Source organism: Streptomyces sp. NBC_01460 (assembly GCF_036227405.1).
In the GTDB taxonomy this organism is placed as follows: domain Bacteria; phylum Actinomycetota; class Actinomycetes; order Streptomycetales; family Streptomycetaceae; genus Streptomyces.
Window position 1 is genome coordinate 5,867,228 of record NZ_CP109473.1, and the last position, 17,021, is coordinate 5,884,248.

General features: G+C 70.9%; 14 protein-coding genes. 13 read left to right on the forward strand and 1 reads right to left on the reverse strand.

What is annotated here, in order from left to right; all coding sequences use genetic code 11:
• Positions 1–147 precede the first annotated feature (147 nt).
• The 5 genes from ureA (at position 148) to cimA (ending at position 6,082) form a co-directional block, all read left to right on the forward strand.
• Positions 148–834 (forward strand): urease subunit gamma, encoded by a 687-nt coding sequence (ureA, locus tag OG488_RS26625; protein ID WP_329233156.1) that lies wholly within the window; start codon positions 148–150, stop codon positions 832–834.
• Positions 834–2,516, forward strand: coding sequence for an urease subunit alpha (locus OG488_RS26630; protein WP_329233157.1), 1,683 nt, complete (start codon positions 834–836; stop codon positions 2,514–2,516). Before ureA ends, OG488_RS26630 begins: the two co-directional genes overlap by 1 nt.
• An 8-nt stretch (positions 2,517–2,524) precedes the next feature.
• The gene (locus OG488_RS26635) at positions 2,525–3,547 is read left to right on the forward strand and encodes an agmatine deiminase family protein (RefSeq protein WP_329233158.1); all 1,023 of its coding nucleotides are present in this window, start codon (positions 2,525–2,527) and stop codon (positions 3,545–3,547) included.
• A 4-nt stretch (positions 3,548–3,551) separates the two neighbouring features.
• Positions 3,552–4,196 carry a TetR/AcrR family transcriptional regulator gene (locus OG488_RS26640; protein WP_329233159.1) on the forward strand — a complete coding sequence of 215 codons (645 nt, stop codon included), beginning with the start codon at positions 3,552–3,554 and terminating at the stop codon, positions 4,194–4,196.
• A 278-nt stretch (positions 4,197–4,474) separates the two neighbouring features.
• On the forward strand, positions 4,475–6,082 hold the full coding sequence (cimA, locus tag OG488_RS26645) for a citramalate synthase (RefSeq protein WP_329233160.1): 1,608 nt from the start codon (positions 4,475–4,477) through the stop codon (positions 6,080–6,082).
• Positions 6,083–6,225: 143 nt separating this feature from the next.
• On the opposite strand, the gene OG488_RS26650 is transcribed toward cimA, so the two are convergent.
• Positions 6,226–8,094 carry a lectin gene (locus tag OG488_RS26650; RefSeq protein WP_329233162.1) on the reverse strand — a complete coding sequence of 623 codons (1,869 nt, stop codon included), beginning with the start codon at positions 8,092–8,094 and terminating at the stop codon, positions 6,226–6,228.
• 284 nt (positions 8,095–8,378) lie between these two features.
• On the opposite strand from OG488_RS26650, the gene OG488_RS26655 reads away from it, so the two are divergent.
• From OG488_RS26655 to OG488_RS26690, 8 genes are all read left to right on the forward strand, one after another.
• The gene (locus tag OG488_RS26655) at positions 8,379–9,353 is read left to right on the forward strand and encodes a LacI family DNA-binding transcriptional regulator (protein ID WP_329233165.1); all 975 of its coding nucleotides are present in this window, start codon (positions 8,379–8,381) and stop codon (positions 9,351–9,353) included.
• A gap of 131 nt (positions 9,354–9,484) precedes the next feature.
• Entirely contained in the window at positions 9,485–11,164 is a 1,680-nt protein-coding gene (locus OG488_RS26660; RefSeq protein ID WP_329233167.1) for an ABC transporter substrate-binding protein, read from the forward strand.
• Positions 11,165–11,182: 18 nt separating this feature from the next.
• Positions 11,183–12,238, forward strand: a complete 1,056-nt coding sequence (locus OG488_RS26665) for an ABC transporter ATP-binding protein (protein ID WP_329233169.1) — start codon at positions 11,183–11,185, stop codon at positions 12,236–12,238.
• Positions 12,235–13,215 (forward strand): ABC transporter permease, encoded by a 981-nt coding sequence (locus OG488_RS26670; protein ID WP_329233171.1) that lies wholly within the window; start codon positions 12,235–12,237, stop codon positions 13,213–13,215. Before OG488_RS26665 ends, OG488_RS26670 begins: the two co-directional genes overlap by 4 nt.
• A 5-nt stretch (positions 13,216–13,220) precedes the next feature.
• The gene (locus OG488_RS26675; RefSeq protein ID WP_406466320.1) at positions 13,221–14,333 is read left to right on the forward strand and encodes an ABC transporter permease; all 1,113 of its coding nucleotides are present in this window, start codon (positions 13,221–13,223) and stop codon (positions 14,331–14,333) included.
• Positions 14,330–15,316, forward strand: coding sequence for an ABC transporter ATP-binding protein (locus OG488_RS26680; protein ID WP_329233172.1), 987 nt, complete (start codon positions 14,330–14,332; stop codon positions 15,314–15,316). The genes OG488_RS26675 and OG488_RS26680 overlap by 4 nt, the downstream gene beginning before the upstream one ends.
• Positions 15,317–15,365: 49 nt before the next feature.
• Positions 15,366–16,778, forward strand: a complete 1,413-nt coding sequence (locus OG488_RS26685) for a GH1 family beta-glucosidase (RefSeq protein WP_329233174.1) — start codon at positions 15,366–15,368, stop codon at positions 16,776–16,778.
• The gene (locus tag OG488_RS26690; protein ID WP_329239341.1) at positions 16,759–16,920 is read left to right on the forward strand and encodes a hypothetical protein; all 162 of its coding nucleotides are present in this window, start codon (positions 16,759–16,761) and stop codon (positions 16,918–16,920) included. The genes OG488_RS26685 and OG488_RS26690 overlap by 20 nt, the downstream gene beginning before the upstream one ends.
• Positions 16,921–17,021: the final 101 nt, after the last annotated feature.

Genomic DNA, 17,021 nt, shown 5'->3' on the forward strand with positions numbered 1-17,021 from the left:
CGCGCCCCCTCACCGGGGGCGCGGCCTTCGCCGTTCCGCGTCCCGTCCGGGCACCCGCGCGTCCAGAGTTTTGAGCGACGCTCAAAACATGGTTAGAGTGCTGCTCCAACCAGTGGGAGAGCCGCTCCGACCAGGAGGTGCCGTGACGTGCGACTGACCCCGACCGAACGCGACCGGCTGCTGCTCTTCGGCGCCGCCGAGCTTGCCCGGGCGCGGCGCGCCCGCGGCCTGCGGCTCAACGTCCCCGAGGCCACGGCCCTGATCGCGGACACCGTCTGCGAGGCCGCCAGGGACGGACGGAGGCTGGCCGAGGCGATCGAGGCCGCCCGTGCCGTGCTGGGGCCCGACGACGTGCTGCCCGGCGTGGCCGACGTCGTCACCGAGGTCCATGTGGAGGCCGTGTTCGACGACGGTTCCCGTCTCGCGGTCGTCAGCGATCCCCTCGCCGGCGGCACGCTCGGCGACGAGGCCCCCGGAGCGCTGCTCCCCGGGCCCGCGGCGCCGGGTCCTGAGCCCGCCGTGCGGCTCACCGTCCGCAACACCGCGACCGTCCCGGTCAGCGTCACGTCCCACTTCCACTTCTTCGAGGCCAACCCCCGGCTCCACTTCGACCGCTCCGCGGCGTACGGGATGCGGCTGGGCGTGCCGGCCGGGTCCTCCGTCCGCTTCGGCCCGGGGGAGACCGCCGAGGCGGCGCTCGTCCCCATCGGCGGCGACCGGATCGCGATCGGTTTCGCCGGGCTCGTCGACGGGCCCCTGGACGCGCCGGGCGCGAAGGAGGAGGCGCTGCGCAGGGCGGCGGCCTGCGGCTACCTCGGTGCGGAGGAGAGCTGATGGATCCCTACGAGTACGCCTCCGTGCACGGCCCGCGCGCGGGCGACCGGGTCAGGCTCGGCGACTCCGGGCTGACCGTCCGCGTGGAGTCCGACTCCCAGAAGCAGGGCGACGAGTTCCTCGCCGGGTTCGGCAAGACGGCCCGCGACGGCCTGCACCTCAAGGCCGCGGCGGTCCGGGACACCTGTGACGTCGTCATCAGCAACGTCCTGGTCATCGATGCCGTGCTGGGGATCCGGAAGGTCTCGGTCGGCATCCGCGAGGGCCGGATCGCCGCGATCGGGCGGGCCGGCAACCCGGACACCCTCGACGGGGTCGACGTGGTCGTCGGCACGGGCACGACCATCGTCTCGGGCGAGGGCCTGATCGCGACGGCGGGTGCGGTGGACCCCCACGTCCACCTGCTCTCCCCGCGCATCATGGAGGCGTCCCTCGCCTCCGGAGTCACCACGATCATCGGCCAGGAGTTCGGCCCGGTCTGGGGCGTCGGCGTCAACTCCCCGTGGGCGCTGCGACACGCCTTCAACGCCTTCGACGCCTGGCCCGTCAACATCGGCTTCCTGGGCCGCGGCTCCTCCTCCCACGAAGCCCCGCTGGTCGAGGCGCTCGCCGAGGGCGGCGCCTGCGGCTTCAAGGTCCACGAGGACATGGGCGCCCACACCCGCGCCCTTGACACCGCCCTGCGGGTCGCCGAGGAGTACGACGTCCAGGTCGCCCTGCACAGCGACGGGCTCAACGAGTGCCTGTCCGTGGAGGACACCCTGAGCGTGCTCGAAGGGCGCACGATCCACGCCTTCCACATCGAGGGCTGCGGCGGCGGGCACGTCCCCAACGTGCTGAAGATGGCGGGCGTCCCGAACGTCATCGGCTCCTCCACCAACCCGACGCTCCCCTTCGGCCGGGACGCCGTCGCCGAGCACTACGGGATGATCGTCTCCGTCCACGACCTCAAGACCGACCTCCCCGGTGACGCCGCCATGGCCCGCGACCGGATCAGGGCCGGGACCATGGGCGCCGAGGACGTGCTGCACGACCTGGGCGCGATCGGCATCACCTCGTCCGACGCGCAGGGCATGGGCCGGGCCGGGGAGACCGTGCGCCGCACCTTCGCCATGGCGGCGAAGATGAAGGCCGAGCTCGGCCCGATGGAGGGCGACGGCCCCGGCGACGACAACGCCCGGGTGCTGCGCTACATGGCCAAGCTCACCATCAACCCCGCCCTCGCCCACGGCCTCTCCCACGAGGTCGGGTCGATCGAGACGGGGAAGCTCGCCGACATCGTCCTCTGGCGCCCCGAGTTCTTCGGCGCGAAGCCCCAGCTGGTCCTGAAGGCCGGCTTCCCCGCCTACGGGGTCACCGGTGACCCCAACGCCGCCACGGACACCTGCGAACCCCTCGTCCTCGGACCGCAGTTCGGTGCGTACGGGGCGACGGCCGCCGATCTCTCCGTCGCCTTCGTCGCGGAGGCCGCCACCCAGCTCGGCTCCGACCTGATGCCCACCCGCCGCCGCCGGGTGGGCGTCCGGGGGACGCGCGGCATCGGCCCCGCCGACCTGCGCCTCAACTCCCGTACCGGACAGGTCGGCGTCGACGGCGAGACCGGGCTCGTCACGCTCGACGGCGACCCTTTGCGCTCCCCGGCCGCCGAATCCGTCTCCCTCAACCGCCTCTACTTCCTCTAGGACCCGCGATGACCTTCCGTATGCCGCCCGAGTGGGCCCCGCACGAGCGCACCTGGATGGCCTGGCCCGGCCCCAACCCCACCTTCGACACCGACGCCGAGCTCGACGAGGCCCGTGCCGCCTGGGCCTCCGTCGCCCGGGCCGTACGCCGCTTCGAGCCGGTCACCGTGATCGTCGGGCCCGGCCAGGAGGACAGTGCCCGCGCGCTCCTCGGCCCGGACGTCGAGACGGCCGTACGCCCCCTGGACGACGCCTGGATGCGGGACATCGGACCGACCTTCGTGGTCGACGACGAGAGCGGTCAACTCGCGGCGGTGGACTGGACGTTCAACGGATGGGGCGCTCAGGGCTGGGCGCGCTGGGAGCACGACCGGCACATCGCGCGGGGCGTCGCCGAGCTGGCCGGAGTGCCCGTGCACAGCTCGCCGCTCGTCAACGAGGGCGGCGCGATCCACGTGGACGGCGAGGGCACCGTGCTGCTCACCGAGACCGTCCAGCTGGGCCAGGAGCGCAACCCCGGCTGGAGCAGGCAGGCCGTCGAGGACGAGATCCACGCCCGCCTCGGGACCGAGAAGGCGATCTGGCTGCCGCGGGGCCTGGCGGGGGACTACGGCACCTACGGCACCCTCGGCCACGTCGACATCGTCGCCGCCTTCGCCCGCCCCGGGGTCGTCGTCGCCCACGTCCAGCCCGACCCCTCCCACCCGGACCACGAGATCACCCGTGAGACGGTCCGGCTCCTGCGGGCCGCCACCGACGCCCGGGGCCGCCGGCTGGAGGTGGTGGAGATACCGGCGCCGACCGTGCTCCGGGACGCCGACGGCGCATGGGCCGACTACTCCTACATCAACCACTACCTCTGCAACGGCGGGGTGGTCCTCTGCGCCTTCGACGACCCGAGGGACGCGGAGGCGGCCGCCGTCCTCGGTGACCTCTTCCCCGACCGTACGGTGACACCCGTCGACGCCCGTACGATCTTTGCCGGTGGTGGAGGCATCCACTGCATCACGCAGCAACAGCCCAGGACCTGAGACCGTGACCCGAACCCCGCGCCGTCGTAACATCGCCCCGCCCAGGGAGGACGTGCTCGCCGCCGTCATGGCCACCGTCGCGGAGCGCGGGCTCGACGGGCTCACCATGGCGGGGCTCGGCCGCGAGGTCCGGATGAGCAGCGGGCACCTCCTCTACTACTTCCGCACCAAGGACGAACTGCTGCTGCAGACCCTGGAGTGGAGCGAGGCACGGCTCGGCGCCGAGCGCCGGGCCCTGCTCACCGGGCCCGGCACCGCCCGGGAGCGGCTCGACGCCTACATCGCGCTGTACGTGCCCGACGGCCACCGCGACCCGCACTGGACGCTCTGGCTGGAGGTCTGGAACCGCTCGCAGGACGCCGACGACGACGCCCGCGCCCGGCAGGCGGCCATCGAGGACGCCTGGCACCGCGACCTGACGGAGCTGCTGGCCGACGGCATCGCGCGCGGCGAGTTCGCCGCGGTCGACACGGACCGGGCGGCGACCCGCCTGCGGGCCCTGATGGACGGGTTCAGCGTCCACGTCACCGTCGGGATCCCCGGCACCGGACGGGACCGGGTGCTGGACGAGATGCGCGCGTACGCGGACGAGACGCTCGCGCGCCCCGCTCCGGCCACCCGTGCGACGGGCGTCACGCCCGCATCCTGAGACGGCCCGAGACGCGGGAACGGCGCTGTGCCACACTGCGAGCGTGTCCTCGTTCGCCATGATTATCGGCAGCAGGCGCGCCGGTCCGCAGTGACCGTCCCGTACCACCACGTACGGAACGGACATCGTGCCCCAGACCCGCGCGCAGACCTCTCGCACCCGCGAGGGGTTTTTTCGTTTTCCGGCCCACACCACGGCCGGGGCGAGGCACGCGAGATGATGGGGGCAAGTGGAGCCGATTCGTCCGGATCCGCTCACCCGACAGGAGTCAGATCAGCATGACCACCAAGGCCACGGCCCCCGACGACACCTTCCATGTCTTCGACACCACCCTGCGCGACGGTGCGCAGCGTGAAGGCATCAACCTGACGGTCGCGGACAAGCTGACCATTGCCCGGCATCTGGACGACTTCGGCGTGGGCTTCATCGAGGGCGGCTGGCCCGGCGCCAACCCCCGTGACACCGAGTTCTTCGCGCGCGCCCGGCAGGAGATCGACTTCGAGCACGCCCAGCTCGTCGCGTTCGGCGCCACCCGCAGGGCCGGTGGCAAGGCCGCCGAGGACCCGCAGGTGCGGGCGCTCCTGGAATCGGGCGCCCCGGTGATCACCCTGGTCGCCAAGTCCCACGACCGCCATGTGGAGCTGGCCCTGCGCACCACCCTCGAGGAGAACCTGGAGATGGTCCGCGACACCGTCTCCCACCTCCGGGAGCAGGGCCGCCGGGTCTTCGTCGACTGCGAGCACTTCTTCGACGGCTACCGCGCCAACGCCGAGTACGCCAAGTCGGTCGTGCGCACCGCCCACGAGGCCGGCGCCGACGTCGTCATCCTCTGCGACACCAACGGCGGGATGCTCCCGGCCCAGGTCCAGGCCGTCGTCTCGACCGTCCTCGCCGACACCGGCGCCCGACTCGGCATCCACGCGCAGGACGACACGGGCTGCGCCGTCGCCAACACCCTGGCCGCCGTCGACGCCGGCGCCACCCATGTGCAGTGCACCGCCAACGGCTACGGCGAGCGGGTGGGCAACGCCAACCTCTTCCCCGTCGTCGCCGCCCTGGAACTCAAGTACGGCAAGACCGTCCTGCCCGAGGGCGCGCTCGCCGACATGACGCGGATCTCCCACGCCATCGCCGAGGTCGTCAACCTCACGCCCTCGACCCATCAGCCGTACGTGGGCGTCTCCGCGTTCGCGCACAAGGCCGGTCTGCACGCCTCCGCGATCAAGGTCGACCCGGACCTCTACCAGCACATCGACCCGGAGCGCGTCGGCAACACCATGCGGATGCTCGTCTCCGACATGGCCGGCCGGGCCTCCATCGAGCTCAAGGGCAAGGAGCTCGGCATCGACCTGGGCGACGACCGCGCGCTCGTCGGGCGCGTCGTCGAGCGGGTCAAGGAGCGTGAGCTCAAGGGCTACACCTACGAGGCGGCCGACGCCTCCTTCGAGCTGCTGCTGCGCGCCGAGGTCGACGGCAGGCCCCGCCGCTACTTCCGCGTCGAGTCCTGGCGGGCGATCGTCGAGGACCGCCCGGACGGCACCCACGCCAACGAGGCGACCGTGAAGCTCTGGGCCAAGGGTGAGCGGATCGTCGCCACCGCCGAGGGGAACGGTCCCGTCAACGCACTGGACCGCGCCCTGCGCGTCGGCCTGGAGCGGATCTACCCGCAGCTGGCCAAGCTGGAGCTGATCGACTACAAGGTCCGCATCCTGGAAGGGCGCACCGGCACCGACTCCACCACCCGCGTCCTGATCACCACGGGCGACGGGACGGGGGACTGGGCGACGGTCGGTGTGGCGGAGAACGTCATCGCCGCGTCCTGGCAGGCGCTTGAGGACGCCTACACCTACGGCCTGCTGCGGGCCGGCGTCGAGCCCACCGACTAGGAGGGCCGGCGGGCACCGCCGCCCGAGCCCTCCGGCCGGTGGCCGGGCGGTCCTGCCGTCAACCGTCGAAGTCCCGGGCCCCGGTCCGGCGGAACGCGCGACCGCCGTCGCGCGTTCCGCCGGACCGGGGCCCGGACGTGCTCCTACTGGAGACGCCACTTCTGGTTGGCGGCCCCGGTGCAGGTCCAGATCTGGACGCGCGCGCCGTTCGCCGAGGACTGGTCCGTCACGTCGAGGCACTTGTCCGCCGCCGTGTTGACCACGTCCCCCGTCGAGGAGTTGTACGTCCACCGCTGTGCGCCGGATCCGTTGCAGGTGTACAGCTGGACCTTTGCTCCGTCGGCCGTGGAGCCCGAGGTGACGTCGAGGCAGGCGCCCAGCACCTTGATACTGCCGTCGCCGCCGACCGTCCAGCGCTGGTTGGCCGCGCCGGTGCAGTCCCAGATCTGGACCGGGGTCCCGTCGGCCCCGGAGTTGCCCGTGGCGTCGAGGCACCTGCCGCCGATGCCCGAGAGGGCGCCGCCGCTGCCCGAGGAGCCGGACTGGGTGCCCGACCAGGTGAACGTCGCCGAGGTGCGGCCGGGCAGGGAGTAGGTGAACTTCTGCCCGCCCCAGTTGACGGTCACCTGCTGCGCCGACGTCGAACCGTTGTAGGCGATCAGGGCCTTCGAGCCGTCCGGGTTGCGCCAGGCCACGTTGGGCACGGTGGAGCTCGCGGTGGAGGAGATGCGGGCGGCTCCCGGCCGGACGTACTTGGTCAGGTGGCCCATCGTGTAGTACTCGACGGTGTAGTCGACCTGGCCGTGCCTGCTGTCCCCGTTGTGCACGGTGACCAGTCCGTCGCAGGTGCCGCAACCGCCGTTGTGCGGCCCCCTGTTCTGGTCGACCGCGAGCGACCACTTGGTCACCGACTTCGCCCAGTTGCGGGTGTAGTCGATGATGTTAAGCATGTCCTCGCGCTGCTGGTCGGCGATCCAGGTCCCGCCCGAGTGCTCGGTCTGGAAGGCGTCCAGCCCCGGGTACTGGTTGTGCACGGTGGTCTGCTTCGCGATGTCACCGCCGTAGCCGTGCCAGGCGATCCCGCCGAAGTTCGGGTGGCTGCGCACCGCGGCGTCGTCGACGGTCTGCGCGGCGTAGGCGTCGTAGGTGTCCCAGTTCCAGTCGTGCGCCAGCACCTTGGTGGCCAGGCCGGCCGCCTGGAGCTTCGGCAGAAGCTCGCTCTTCGTGAAGTAGGCCAGCCCCGACCCGTTCCAGCTCATCGAGGGGTACCCGGAGCAGCAGGTCGGCTCGTTCTGCGCGGTGACGTAGTCGACCGGGACGCCCTGGGCCTTCCACGCCTGGAGGTACTTCACGAAGTAGTTCGCGTAGGCGCCGTAGTTCTCGGCCTTCAGCCAGCCGCCGTCGAGCCGTCCGTTGTCCTTCATCCACGCCGGGGCCGTCCACGGGGAGGCGACCGTCGTGAGGGCGGGATTGAGCTGCTCGGCCTGCTTGGTGAGCGGCAGTACGTCCTGCAGATCGTGTGCGATCGAGAAGTTGGCGAGGTTCGGGTCGGTCTGCCCGGCCGGCATGTCGTCGTAGGTGTAGCCGAACCGCGCGAGGTCGGATCCGCCCATCGGATTGCGTACGAACGACAGTCCGATGCCCTCGGTGGGCGAGAAGAGCTTCTTCATCGTCGCGTCGCGGGTCGCCTGGCTCAGCGCCCCGCTGCCCTTCATCAGCCAGGCCGCCGTGTCCGTGAACGAGGCGCCGCCACCGGTGAAGGTCTGGTAGCGGGTGTTCTCGTCGACCGTGATGTTCGTGCCGGAGCCGCCGTTGCCCGCGCCGAAGGCGACCGGTGTCTGTGCCTGGAGGCCGCGGGTGACATGGCGGCCGCCGGAGTCGTCCGTGGTGGTCAGCGCGATGTTCACGGTCTCGCCGGCCGCCTGCGCGGTGCCCGGGGAGAGCCCGGCGAGTCCCGCGGTCGCGAGCGCCGTCGCGACGAGGACCCTCGCCGTTCTGCTGGTCCGAATCATGGCTGCTGCCTTTCTCGGCAGGGTGGGGGAAGTGCCGTCGAACGAGCCGTGAGTGAACTGCTCTTACGTGCTCACGTCAAGAGGTCCCTCCGACATGGGTGTTCAAGAAGTGAACGAAAGCCTCGTCGGAGCTGCTTCGATGATCGGTACGGACCAATCTCGGTGTGAAGTATTGACGCCTCTGTTCCGGCGGGGTTAACTCCAGCCGCAACGCCGGTACCGGTTCCGGAACCGGTACCGAAGCCCGTCCGACCCCCTGTCCTGCCTTGTCCCTGGAGGCCCCGTTGCGTGTCACCATCGCCGATGTCGCCCGCGAGGCCGGCGTCAGCAAGACGACCGTGTCCCGGGTCATCAACCTCAAGGGCGAAGTGGACGGTTCGACGGCCGCCCGTGTTCGTGAAGTGATCGCGGACCTCGGCTACGTACCCAGCTCCGGCGCCGTCGGGCTGGCACGTGGCCGCAGCCGTACGGTCGGGCTGCTGGTGCCGTCGTTCACCTGGCCGTGGATGGGTGAGGTGCTCCAGGGGATCGTCGACACGGTCGAGGCAGCCGACTACGGGCTGCTGCTCTTCACGTGCACCCGGGGGGCGGAGTCCGTCAAGCGCTTCACCACCCAGGTGTCGGCGCGCGCCTTCGACGGGCTCGTCGTCGTCGAACCGGAGAACACGCTCGACCAGCTCACCGAACTGCACCGCTCCGGGCTGCCGATCGTCCTGATCGACGACCGGGGACACCATCCCGAATTCCCCTCCGTCGTGACCACCAATCGCGAGGGAGGTGCGTCCGTCGCCCGTCATCTGCGAGCGGCGGGGCGCACCAGGCCGCTGGTCGTCACCGGCCCGCAGCACTTCGGCTGCGTACGGGACCGGCTCGCGGGCTTCCGCTCGGTCCTGCCCACCGAGCTGGTCGTGGACGGGGACTTCACGGAACGCCGGGGTCGCCTGGTCGTGGAGGAACTCCTGGCCGCAGGGACCGAGTTCGACTCCGTCTTCGCCCTCAACGACATCAGCGCGGCCGGGGTCCTGCGGGCCCTGAGAGCCGCCGGCCGCCGCGTACCCGACGACATCGCGGTGGTCGGCTTCGACGACATCCCGATGGCCGAACACACCGAACCGCCGCTGACGACCGTGCACCAGCCCACCCGGCAGATGGGTGTGGCGGCGGCCCGTCTGCTGCTCTCCCACCTCGGCGGCACCGCCGTACCGGCCGGACCGGTCGTGCTGCCCACCGAACTGGTCGTGCGCCACTCGGCGCCGTAACGGACCCGGCCCCGCCGGTCGTCCGTCCGCATCCCCGAACCAGCCGCACCCGGCACCCGCACCACCCGCCCCGGCGCGTCGAGCGCTGTCCACACCGGATCTCCCAGACCCGCAGTCCTCCTGGAGTCGCCATGTCCGTACGCCGTCGTCACACTCTGAGAGCGCTCTCAGTCGCCACTGCCGTGGTCGCGCTCGCCGCGGGCTGCTCGTCCGCCAACTCGGGCGCCAACAAGGGGGGCGGCGCCGGCGCCTCCGGCGTGCTGAACATCGGGAAGCCCGACGGGCCGCAGACGAACAACAGCAACCCGTTCCTCGCCACCTCCGCGAGCGCCACGCTCGGCTACCGGTACATGATCTACGAGCCGCTGGCGATGACCAACATGATCCGCCCCACCGACAAGGCGGACCCCTGGCTCGCGACCGCGTGGGACTGGGAGTCCAACTTCACCGAGCTCACCTTCACCCTGGACGAGCGGGCCAAGTGGGCCGACGGCAAGCCGCTCACCGCGGCCGACGTCGCCTTCACCTTCGAGCTGCTCAAGAAGCACCCCGCGCTCAACGGCAACGGCATCCCCTACGACGGCATCGCCGTCGAGGGCGAGAAGGTCGTCCTGACGTTCAAGGAATCGCAGTTCGTCAACCAGAACAAGATCATCTCGACCTATGTCGTGCCCAAGCACATCTGGGAGAAGGTCGAGAACCCGGAGACCTGGCCCAACCGCACCCCGGTCGGCTCCGGCCCGTACAAGCTGAAGACCTTCACCCCGCAGACCACCACCCTGACCGCGACGCCCACCTACTGGAAGGGCAAGACCAAGGTCAAGGAGCTGCGCTACAGCACGTACAACGACAACAGCGCCGCGACCACGGCCCTGGCGAACGGCAAGCTCGAGTGGTCGTTCGTCTTCATGCCGAACTACAAGCAGCTGTACGTCGCCAAGGACCAGAAGAACCACAAGCTCTGGTTCCCCTCGGGGCTCGGCATCCACGGCCTGTGGTTCAACACCGCCCGCAAGCCGTTCGACAACCCGGCGCTGCGCAAGGCGATGGCCATGGTCGTCGACCGCAACGCGATCCACGTGCAGGCGCAGGCGACGCTCTACCCGGAGATCACCAACCCGACCGGCATCCCGCTGCCCGCCGGTGACCCGTTCCTCGCCCCGGAGTACAAGAGCGCCACCACGAAGCCCGATGTCGCGGGGGCCAAGAAGATCCTCGACGAGGCCGGCTTCAAGCTCAGCGGCGGCGTCCTGAAGGACCCGGGCGGCAAGCCCGTGAAGCTGACCTTCACCGACCCGGCCGGCTGGAACGACTACATCACCGGGCTCTCGATCATCAAGGACAGCATCAAGCAGCTGGGCATCGAGGCCAAGGTCAAGACCCAGACCGCCGAGGCCTGGACCAACGACGTCGCCGTCGGCAACTTCGACGCCACCCTGCACTGGACCAACAGCGGCGCCACCCCGTACGACATGTACCAGAACATCATGGACGGGGCGATCCTCCAGCCCGTCGGCAAGGCCTCCCAGCTCGGCAACTTCGGCCGCTTCAAGAGCCCCGAGGCCACCGCCGCGCTGAAGGAGTACGCCAACGCCACGGACGACGCGACGCGCACCAAGGCCATGAACTCCCTCCAGAAGATCATGGTCGACCAGGCGCCGGTCATCCCGACGGCCGCGGCCCCCATCGGTGCCGAGTACTCCACGAAGAACTGGGTGGGCTGGCCGACCGAGGAGGACCCCTACGCCGCCCCGCAGCACACCCAGCAGGACGCGCTGGAAGTCGTGCTGAACCTGAAGCCCGCCAAGTAAGCACGGGAAGAACCGGCCATGACCACCGAACAGTCCGAAGACGTGCGCACCACGACGGATGTGGTGCTCGAAGCACGCGGAGTCACCAAGCACTTCCCCGTACGGCGCACCGGCAAGGACCTCCTCGCCCGCAGCCGCCGTACCGTCCACGCCGTCGACGACGTCTCGCTGAAGCTCCGGCGCGGCACCGTCACGGCTCTGGTGGGGGAGTCCGGCTCGGGCAAATCCACCGTCGCACGGCTGCTCGCCCAGCTGTACCCGCTCACCGCGGGGGAGATCGAGCTGGGCGGCACGGCGGTGAAGGCCGGGCGTGGCCGGTCCTTCCGTAGATACGTCAAGCAGGTCCAGCTGATCTTCCAGGACCCCTTCGCCTCGCTCAACCCGGTGCACACCGTGCGCTACCACCTGACCCGCGCCCTGAAGATCCACGGCCGGGCGGGGGACGGGGAGGCGGAGCTGGAGACCAACCTGGCGGCTCTGCTGGAACGCGTCCAGCTGACTCCTCCTCATCAGTACCTGGAGAAGTTCCCGCACGAGCTGTCGGGTGGGCAGCGCCAGCGCGTCGCGATCGCGCGCGCGCTCGGCGCCGACCCCCAGGTCCTGCTCGCCGACGAGCCGGTGTCGATGCTGGACGTGTCGATCCGGCTCGGGGTCCTCAACCTGCTCCGCGACCTCAAGGAGCGTCTGCACCTGGCGATCCTCTACATCACCCACGACATCGCGTCCGCCCGCTACTTCGCGGACACGACCCTGGTGATGTACGCCGGCCGGATCGTCGAGGGCGGTGACAGCGAGACCGTCACCCAGCACCCCGCGCACCCGTACACCCAGCTGCTCATCGCCTCCGCGCCGGACCCCGACCGGGTGGCGGACGCCGAGGCGCAGGAGGAGGCCGGGAGCGGCGAGCCGCCCTCCCTGATCGCCCCGCCGGCCGGCTGCCGCTTCCACCCCCGCTGCCCGAAGGCCATGGAGCGCTGCCGCACCGAGCTGCCGCCGCGCTTCGACCTGGCGGACGGCCAGTGGGCCGCCTGCTGGCTGTACGACGGCACCACCGCCGAGGGAGCAGCGAAGTGAAGTACATCCTCCAGCGGTTCGCCTTCTACGCGGTCACCGCGTGGGCCGCGATCACCATCAACTTCCTGATCCCGCGCATGATGCCGGGCGACCCCGTCGACGCCCTGATGAGCCGTTACCAGGGGCAGCTCGACACCACCGCCATCGCCTCGCTGAAGGCGCTGTTCGGCCTCGACGAGAACCAGTCCGTCTGGTCGCAGTACACCGACTACTGGTCGCATCTCCTCGACGGCGACCTCGGGCTCTCCTTCACCTTCTTCCCGACCCCGGTCGGCGAGGTGATCTCCCAGTCGCTGCCCTGGACGCTCGCCCTGGTCGGGATCACCACCCTGATCAGCTTCCTGCTCGGCACCGGCATCGGCGTCTACAGCGGCTGGCGGCGCGGCTCCTGGCTGGACGGGCTGCTGCCGGTGACCACCTTCATCTCGGCCATCCCGTACTTCTGGCTGGGCCTCATCGCCATCGCGGTGTTCGCGGTGAAGTGGCAGATCTTCCCGGCCGCCGGAGGGTACGACAACTCCCTGGTCCCGGCCTTCGACTGGCCGTTCGTCTCCAGCGCGCTCTACCACGGCGTGCTCCCCGGCGTGACGATCGTCCTGAGCGCCATCGCCGGGTGGATCCTCGGCATGCGCAACATGATGGTGACGGTCTCCTCGGAGGACTACGTCATGGTCGCGCAGGCCAAGGGGCTCTCCGAACGGCGCGTGATGTTCTCCTACGCGGCGCGCAACGCCGTCCTGCCCAACATCTCGGGCTTCGCCCTCTCGCTGGGCTTCATCGTCGGCGGCACCCTGCTGGTCGAGATGGTCTTCTCCTACCCGGGCATCGGCTACCAGCTCTTCCAGGCCGTCGGAGCCAAGGACTACCCGCTCATGCAGGGCGTCTTCCTGATCATCACGCTCTCCGTGCTCGCCGCGAACCTGCTGGCCGACATGGCCTACGCCCTCCTCGACCCCCGCACTCGTAAGGAGGCATGACGACTGTGTCCGTCACCGCCACCGACGTCGCCGTCCTGGACGACCCGCCCACCCCCGCCGCGGCGGGCCGGGTGAGGTTCCGCTTCCTGCGCGGAGGGAAGACCCGCACCGGGCTGCTCATCCTCGCGTTCTTCGTGTTCCTCGCCGTGGCGGGCCCCTGGCTCGCCCCGTACGACCCGGACGCGATGAGCGACCAGCTGCTGCAACCCCCGTCCGCCGAGCACTGGTTCGGGACGACCCAGACCGGTCAGGACGTCCTCTCCCAGATCCTGGTGGGCACCCGCGGCGTGCTGCTCGTCGGATTCCTCGCCGGCATCCTGGCGACCGTGCTGTCCGTGCTCATCGGGGTCAGCGCGGGTTTCCTCGGCGGAGCCGCCGACGAGATCCTCTCGATGCTCTCCAACATCTTCCTCGTCATCCCCGGCCTGCCGCTGATCATCATCATCGCGAGCTTCGTCGAGGACACCGGGGACCTGCTGATAGCCGCCGTCATCGCCCTCACCTCATGGGCCTGGGGCGCACGCGTGCTGCGCGCCCAGACCCTGTCGCTCCGGCGCCGCGACTACGTGGAGGCGGCCCGCGCCACCGGTGAGTCGACCTGGCGGATCATCCTGTTCGAGGTCATGCCGAACCTCACCGCCGTCATCGCGTCCGGGTTCGTCGGCACCGTCATCTTCGCGGTGCTCTCGGAGATCACCCTCGCCTTCATCGGCGTCGCCGACATCTCCCACTGGAACTGGGGGACGGTGCTCTTCTGGGCACAGTCCAACCAGGCCCTGGCCCAGGGCGCCTGGTGGTGGTTCGTCCCGGCCGGCCTGTGCATCGCCCTGCTGGGCACCGCGCTCTCCCTCATCAACTTCGGCATCGACGAGTTCGTCAACCCGCGCCTGCGCACCGCGACGGGCTCCTCCCGGAAGGTCCGGATGCGGGTGGGCTTCACCCCCGTCGTCCGCACCGCCGGGCCCCCGTCGCCCGGCGCGTCCGAGCCGCCCGCGTTCACCCCGGTGGTCCGCGACGGCGGCCCCGCGGATCCGGCATCGTCCGGGGCCCCCGCGGAGCCGACCCCGTCCGGCGCCCCCGATTCGCCCGGCAAGCCCAGCAAGGAGCACAGCGCATGACCGCCGAGCCGATCCTCACCATCAGCGGCCTGAACGTCGACTACGGCACCGGCGCGACCGGCGTCCACGCGCTGCGGGACATCGACCTCACCCTGCACCGCGGTGAAGTCCTCGGTCTGGCCGGCGAGTCGGGCTCGGGCAAGTCCACGCTGGCGTACGCCGTCACCCGGCTGCTCTCCCCGCCCGGGGTGATCACCGGGGGCGACGTTCACTACCACCGGCCCGGCGGTGAGGCCGTCGACATCCTCGCCCTGAGCCCGGACCAGCTGCGCGCCTTCCGCTGGCAGGAGCTGTCGATCGTGTTCCAGGGGGCGATGAACTCGCTGAACCCCGTGCACACCGTCCACAGCCAGCTCACCGACGTGCTCACCGCGCACCGCCCCGGCATGCGGGCCGCCGAGCGGACCGCGCGGGCCGAGGAGCTGCTGAACCTCGTCGGCATCTCCGCCGACCGGCTCGCCGCCTACCCGCACCAGCTCTCGGGCGGCATGCGCCAGCGCGTGATGATCGCGATGGCGCTCGCCCTGGAGCCCGAGATCGTCATCATGGACGAGCCCACCACCGCGCTGGACGTCGTCATGCAGCGGCAGATCCTCCGCAAGCTGGTGGAGCTGCGCGAACGCCTCTCGTTCTCCGTCGTGTTCATCACCCACGACATCTCGCTGCTCATCGAGTTCTCCGACCGGATCGCCATCATGTACGGCGGGCGGATCGTGGAGCAGGCGGGAGCCGCCGAGATCTACCGCGACCCCCGCCACCCCTACAGCGAGGGCCTGCTGCACTCCTTCCCCGCGCTGCACGGCCCCCGGCGCGAGCTCACCGGCATCCCCGGCTCACCCCCGCACCTGTCCGCGATGCCCTCGGGCTGCGCCTTCCACCCCCGGTGCGGCAAGGCGTTCGACGCCTGCTCCGCCCGGGTGCCGGTCCTGGCCGCACCGGACGCCGGCCAGGACCGCGAGGTCGCCTGCTGGCTGCACCACTGACCGCACCACCCCTCACCACCCCACAGCACACCCGGAGTTACGGAGACCCATGAATCTCGTCACGCCCCGCAGCAGCCTGCAGCCCGCCGCCGTCCAGGGACTCCCCGCGGACTTCCGCTGGGGCGTGGCCACCTCCTCGTACCAGATCGAGGGCGCCGTCTCCGAGGACGGCCGCACCCCCTCCATCTGGGACACCTTCTGCCGGGTCCCGGGCGCCGTGCACCACGCGGAGCACGGCGACGTGGCCTGCGACCACTACCACCGGATGCCCGAGGACGTGGAGCTGATCGCCGGCCTCGGTGTCGACACCTACCGCTTCTCCCTCGCCTGGCCGCGCATCCAGCCGGGCGGCCGGGGCCCCGCCAACGCCAAGGGCCTCGACTTCTACAAGCGGCTCGTCGACGAGCTCCGGGGCAGGGGAGTCACCCCCTGGATCACTCTCTACCACTGGGACCTGCCGCAGGAGCTGGAGGACGCGGGCGGCTGGCCGGTCCGGGACACCGCCCTGCGGTTCGCCGAGTACGCCATGCTCGCCTACGAGGCGCTCGGCGACCGGGTCGAGCACTGGACGACCCTGAACGAGCCGTGGTGCTCGGCGATGCTCGGATACGCCTACGGGGCGCACGCCCCCGGCCGCAGCGACATGGGCGACGCCATGGGCGCCGTCCACCACCTGCTCCTGGGCCACGGCCTCGCCGCCCGGCAGATGCGCGAGGCGGCGGGGAGCAACCCCCTCGAACTCGGCATCACCCTCAACCTGGGCACCGCCACCCCGGAGACCGGCAGTGAGGCCGACCGGGAGGCCTGCCGCCGCGCCGACGGCATGGGCACCCGCCTCTACCTCGACCCGATCGTCCACGGGCGCTACCCGCAGGACGTCGTCGAGGACCTCGCGGCCCAGGGCATCGAGCTCCCCGTGCGCGACGGCGACCTGGAAGCCGTCTCGACCCCCCTCGACGTCCTCGGCGTCAACTTCTACCGGGGCGCCCTGGTCTCCGGGGTCACCGAGGAGGGATCGCCGACCGACGCCGACGGCCTCCCCGTCGTCCGCGAGGTCGAGCGCGACCTGGCGCGCACCGCCATGGACTGGGAGATCACCCCCACCGAGCTCACCCACCTGCTGACGCGTCTCCAGCGCGACTACGCGCTGCCGACCGTCATCACCGAGAACGGCGCCGCCTTCGACGACACCGTCGCCGCGGACGGCTCCGTGCCCGACACCGACCGCACCGCCTATCTCGCCGACCACATCGAGGCCATGGCCGAGGCACGCCGGCAGGGCGCCGACGTCCGGGGCTACTTCGCCTGGTCCCTCATGGACAACTTCGAGTGGGCCTACGGCTACGACAAGCGGTTCGGCATCGTCCGCGTCGACTACGACACGCAGGTGCGGACGCTCAAGGACAGCGCCAAGTGGTACCGCGACACGATCCGCCTCACCCGTGAGTCCCGCACCGACTGACCCGTACCGGAGCATCGGCAGCGAGAACGCCGCGGCCGTCCCGGGGGCCGCGGCCGACGGCAGCGCCGCCACGCGCTGGTCCAGCGACGTCGCCGACGACGCCTGGACACGGATCGACCTCGGTTCCACAACCAGTAAGTGATCCCCGACCTCGCCCTCGGCGGTGCCTGTCCCGCCGGCGGGAACAAGGTCACCCAGCCCTACCGGAGTCTCCCGCAGTCCAGCGTCGACCGCGTCGCCCAG

Bases quoted from the DNA above. Each gene is read 5' to 3' on its own strand.
- OG488_RS26635 (WP_329233158.1), top strand. From the start codon at position 2,525: ATGACCTTCCGTATGCCGCCCGAGTGGGCCCCGCACGAGCGCACCTGG.
- OG488_RS26680 (WP_329233172.1), top strand. From the start codon at position 14,330: ATGACCGCCGAGCCGATCCTCACCATCAGCGGCCTGAACGTCGACTAC.
- cimA (WP_329233160.1), top strand. From the start codon at position 4,475: ATGACCACCAAGGCCACGGCCCCCGACGACACCTTCCATGTCTTCGAC.
- OG488_RS26630 (WP_329233157.1), top strand. From the start codon at position 834: ATGGATCCCTACGAGTACGCCTCCGTGCACGGCCCGCGCGCGGGCGAC.
- OG488_RS26665 (WP_329233169.1), top strand. From the start codon at position 11,183: ATGACCACCGAACAGTCCGAAGACGTGCGCACCACGACGGATGTGGTG.
- OG488_RS26685 (WP_329233174.1), top strand. From the start codon at position 15,366: ATGAATCTCGTCACGCCCCGCAGCAGCCTGCAGCCCGCCGCCGTCCAG.
- OG488_RS26650 (WP_329233162.1), bottom strand. From the start codon at position 8,094: ATGATTCGGACCAGCAGAACGGCGAGGGTCCTCGTCGCGACGGCGCTC.
- OG488_RS26660 (WP_329233167.1), top strand. From the start codon at position 9,485: ATGTCCGTACGCCGTCGTCACACTCTGAGAGCGCTCTCAGTCGCCACT.